Below are 3,322 nucleotides of genomic sequence, written 5' to 3' on the forward strand. Positions count from 1 at the left end.
CGGTACGGGCGATGCGGTCCTTCTCGGCATCGGGCAGCACCGCGCCGATCTTGACCAGCGCCTCGTCGGCGGCCCTCGCCATTGCCGCGCCGCCAAAAGCGCGCACCATGCGGGCGCCGGCCACCAGCGCCACGATCTCGTCACGCGTGAACATCAGCGGCGGAAGGTCGAAACCCTCCCTCATCATGTAGCCGACGCCCGCTTCGCCGTCGATCGGCACGCCGGTCGACTGCAGGTCGGCTATGTCGCGGTAAATGGTACGCTCGGAAACCTCGAGCCACGTGCCGAGCTTCTGCGCGGTGACCAGCCGGCCACCCCGCAAATGCTGCACGATCTGGAAAAGCCTGTCGGCGCGGCGCATCGATTTCTCCCCCGGGGTTTATGGCTTCAGCCCTTCGCGCTTGCGCTGCGCGGCAACGAATTTCGCTCCGAAGGACAATCTGCCCGTGGTCGGCGTCCCAGCATCCAGCACACGCCAGAAGGGCGCGACGTCGCCCGGCGCCATGCCGCGCTCGATATCCTCGTGGGCGGCTTCGGCAACGGTGCGCAGATGATAGCCGATCGTCACCGGGCATGTCACTTCGGCGCGGTGCTCGATCGCCAGAGCGGTACGCAACGCACGAACATCCATTTCGACCCCTTCAGGAATCGAGCGGATGAAGTCGTCGACCTGGCGCGCGGTCGGCACCAGCATCAACTGGCCTTCGACGACATCGCCGATCGTGCGCGGCGACGGCTTGATGCCGTTGATGCCTGGCGTGTTCAGCCTGTCGTTCCAGCTTTTCACCATACGCGGATTGGTCCGGATCGTCGGTTCGTGTTCGTTGCTGTCAGGATCGAAGCCGCTCCAACTACCGCATGCCTCCTGACAACATCCTGTCAGGAGGTTGCGGCGAAGCTACCGGCAAACAAAGGCTTCTTCCCTGAACGCAACATCACTGGCTGCCATTACATCTGGGCGCGGTGCCGCGACAATCCAAGTCGCGGCGGCAAAATTTCAGTTTTCGCGCACGCGGCCCGTGTAAAGGTCCGGCCAGCCAATGTCCTTGCGGATGTCCGCCGGCAAGGTGTTCAGGAAACGCTGGGTACGGATCTCGTTGCGCACGGTGCGGATCCTGCCGACATAGTGCTGTACGCTGCGCAGAATGGTAAAACCGCTCATGACCTCACTCCTCTCTTTTCGATGAGGAGAGTATCTCACACCCCTCCTGACAGCAGTCTGTCAGGAGGTTGACAGGGTGCCGAAGAACGCGGTGCGGCGCCCCTCGCAGGGTTCAAATGAAGCCGGTTCTGTCAGGAATGGTCGGCACGAAGCGTGCCTTAAGAACGGCTTTGACAGGCATCGGCATTGCTGGTCAAAGGCGGCATGACGAAACTGCTCGCCCTTGTCATCTGCGGCATCATGCTGATCCAGGTCATCAAGCCGCTGGGATGGCCGGGGCTGAAGCGGCGCGGCGATTTCTGGAAGCTGGCGCTGCTGGCCATGGCCGCGATCTCGCTTGCGGCGGTGCTTGGGCACTGGGCGTAGGTCTGTCCATATTCAGGCGAGGACGGCCTGCGAGTGGCGTGTCCTGACCTGAAGCTCAACTTACCTTGCTCGCTTCACCACCCAGCACGAAATCCAGCAGATGCTCCGCCCAGGCGCGATAGCCTGCTTCGGAAGCGTGGAATCCGTCGGAGGCGAAACCGGCCTCGGGATCGGTGATCGGCAGGCGCGCGGCGGCAATGGCGCCGCGCTCGTTGCAGAGCCGCACGCCCATGCGGTTCATTTCCGCGGCGCGGATCTCGAGAATCCTGCCGAGCAATGGCGGCATTGCCGGCGAGCGGGTGAATTCCAGCACCGGCGACCACACGACACGCGCTTCCGGCCATTTGGCGCGCAGCGCGTAGAGCAGACCGCCGAACTCCTTCTTGAAGTGCGCCACGGAATGGAAGTTCTTGGTGTCGTTGGTGCCGATGGCAAGCACGATATGCGTCCAGGGATCGGCCGACAGGTTGGGCAGGACATAATCGCGGATCTGGCCGGATGTCGCCGAATTGAAGCCGGCGGCGCGCCAGCGCACGGCGCTGCCGGCGCGTTCGGCGATCAGGCCGGCAAGCTGTGCGGCAAGCCCATATTCGGATTGCTCGATCCCGACCGACGCTGCCGAGGAGTCGCCCAGGACCAGCAAGGCGACGGGCGGCACCTTGCCTGGTATCTCGTGCAGGACCGGGCCTCGCGCGGGCAGCATGCGCGTGGTGCGCCGGCGCACGCCGAGGCCCTGCAGACATAGACCGGGAAAGCGAGCCAGGTGAGAAGGGCAAGCAGGCGCTGCATGGCGGTTCCGTTGGCGTGACCCGCAAGCCATTAGCGCATGTTTGGGCTGACGTGAACGATGCCGTTCACGCGCAGCAGTCCGGCCGGTCCTTGTCCTGGTATTCGTCGTGCAGGCGCACCCAGTCCATCAGGTTGTGATACGGACCGGCCTCGTCGCGGCCCTTGGGCGTCATGTCGAGATAATGATAGGCGCCGATCAGCGCGTCGCCGCCGCGGGCCCGCGACAGGAAGGTGAGGAAGATGTCGCCATTGCCGTCGCGATAAAAGACGCTGGTGCCCGGCAGGTCTTTCGACCGCAACGGACGCTTCTCGAAATTGTAGGTGGTTTCGCCCACCGCGATCTGCCTGTCGGTGAAGGAGACCTGCAGGTCGAAGTTGAAATCGGACGCGTAGGACGACACCCAGTCGAACTTCCAGCCCATGCGCCGCTTGTAAGGCAGGATTTCCGCGAGCGGCGCGCGCGAAATAACGACGAGCGAGACGTCATGATGCTTCAGATGCTGGTTGGCGCCGTCGATATGGTCGGCGAGGAACGAGCAGCCCTGGCAACGGTGATCGCAACCCGGCGTCATCATGAAATGGTAGACGATCAGCTGGCTCTTGCCGGCGAACAGCTCGCCTAGGCGCCTCGGTCCCGCTTCGCTTTCAAAGACATAATCCTTGCGCAGCTTGAACCAGGGCAGATGCCGCCGCTCCGCGGCGACAGCGTCGCGGAACCGCGTCAGTTCCTTCTCGCGTTCCAGATGCTTGCGATGCGCCTCGAACCAGTCCTCGCGCGAAACCACGGCATTGCGATGCATGACCATCTCCTGTCCTCTCCTGCCAAGGACGTTCGACATGGGCGCGATCCGACATCGCCGCCGCCGTTTCGCTGCATCAGGTAGGAACGGTGCCCGTAAAAAGCAAAAGCCCGGGCTATACCCGGGCCCAGACTGCTGACGAACCCCGTCGATTTTCGGCGGGGTTTTGTTTTATGTGATTGAAGAGTTTTGAGAAGTTGGTGTC

The 3,322-nt window shown here is 63.2% G+C and carries 5 protein-coding genes and 1 pseudogene; 1 reads left to right on the forward strand and 5 read right to left on the reverse strand.

The genetic code is table 11. The annotated features are described in order from the left end of the window. The 3 genes from FJ414_RS31225 to FJ414_RS31235 form a co-directional block, all read right to left on the reverse strand. On the reverse strand, positions 1 to 361 hold a 361-nt coding region (locus FJ414_RS31225), incomplete at its 3' end, for an HTH domain-containing protein (protein ID WP_127273413.1). 18 nt (positions 362 to 379) lie between these two features. Next, positions 380 to 790, reverse strand: coding sequence for a hypothetical protein (locus FJ414_RS31230; RefSeq protein WP_181181764.1), 411 nt, complete (start codon positions 788 to 790; stop codon positions 380 to 382). Positions 791 to 997: 207 nt separating this feature from the next. Next, on the reverse strand, positions 998 to 1,162 hold the full coding sequence (locus tag FJ414_RS31235; RefSeq protein ID WP_140648192.1) for a hypothetical protein: 165 nt from the start codon (positions 1,160 to 1,162) through the stop codon (positions 998 to 1,000). 204 nt (positions 1,163 to 1,366) lie between these two features. On the opposite strand from FJ414_RS31235, the gene FJ414_RS31240 reads away from it, so the two are divergent. Further along, positions 1,367 to 1,528, forward strand: coding sequence for a hypothetical protein (locus tag FJ414_RS31240; protein ID WP_108702902.1), 162 nt, complete (start codon positions 1,367 to 1,369; stop codon positions 1,526 to 1,528). A 55-nt stretch (positions 1,529 to 1,583) separates the two neighbouring features. Here FJ414_RS31240 and FJ414_RS31245 read toward each other — a convergent pair. Together FJ414_RS31245 and FJ414_RS31250 are read right to left on the reverse strand one after the other, a co-directional pair. Then, positions 1,584 to 2,317 (reverse strand): annotated as a pseudogene (locus tag FJ414_RS31245) (SGNH/GDSL hydrolase family protein). Positions 2,318 to 2,382: 65 nt separating this feature from the next. After that, positions 2,383 to 3,117 (reverse strand): thioredoxin family protein, encoded by a 735-nt coding sequence (locus FJ414_RS31250; protein WP_140648193.1) that lies wholly within the window; start codon positions 3,115 to 3,117, stop codon positions 2,383 to 2,385. Between the last annotated feature and the right edge of the window lie 205 nt (positions 3,118 to 3,322).

Source organism: Mesorhizobium sp. B3-1-6, assembly GCF_006439555.1.
GTDB lineage: Bacteria > Pseudomonadota > Alphaproteobacteria > Rhizobiales > Rhizobiaceae > Mesorhizobium.